This window comes from Commensalibacter communis (genome assembly GCF_947179105.1).
In the GTDB taxonomy this organism is placed as follows: domain Bacteria; phylum Pseudomonadota; class Alphaproteobacteria; order Acetobacterales; family Acetobacteraceae; genus Commensalibacter; species Commensalibacter communis.
This window is the reverse complement of the sequence record NZ_CAMXCK010000025.1, coordinates 1-699: the sequence shown is the minus strand read 5'-3', so window position 1 is coordinate 699 and position 699 is coordinate 1. Positions and strand designations below refer to the sequence as shown.

The 699-nt window shown below is 35.3% G+C and carries 1 pseudogene; it reads left to right on the top strand.

Annotated elements, in window-relative coordinates:
* Nucleotides 1-94: 94 nt before the first annotated feature.
* Nucleotides 95-634, top strand: a pseudogene (locus PQG52_RS11415) (Y-family DNA polymerase).
* The last annotated feature ends 65 nt before the right edge of the window (nt 635-699 follow it).

Sequence of the window (699 nt, the reverse complement as noted above, 5' to 3'; positions counted from 1 at the left end):
ATGAAAGTGTAATGTTTATTCTTAAAAAAGTCTTTGAATTCATTATTAAAAATAGAGTAAATAAGATGAGTTGCTCTATTGATTAATTTTTGAATTGTTTGGCTTAGTTGGCTGTAATAATTTTTACGCTTCTCGTGAGTGTGCGTTTAATCCCAAATTAAAAGGAAAACTGATTGGCGTTCTTTCAAAAAATGATGGATGTGTCATTGCGCGATCCAATGAGTTAAAACCTTAAGTATCAATGGGAATGCCCGCATTCAAAATTCCACCAGACATAAAAAAACAAAGTATTCTGTTAAACTTTAACTACGAACTTTATGGAGATATGAGCCAAAGAGTGTTCTCCATCGTTCAAGATTATATCTATGATACAGAGGTTTACTGCATTGACGAAGCATTTCTGAACCTCGAAAAACAGAATAATTATATTGAATATTGTCAATTACTAAGAAAAATTGTCCGTCGTTGCACGGGTATTCCGGTCTCGATTGGAATATCCAAAACCAAAACACTTGCCAAAATCACCAATCCTCTTGCAAAGAAAAACCCTCAGCATCAGGACGTTTACTTTCTCAATACAGACGATTCAATCTTTATAGACACATTGAAACAATTCCCAATCGAAGAGATCTGAGGTGTTGGACGTAAACTTTCCACTAAACTCAACGCGATTGGCATCCAAACCGCATGGGAGCTGAG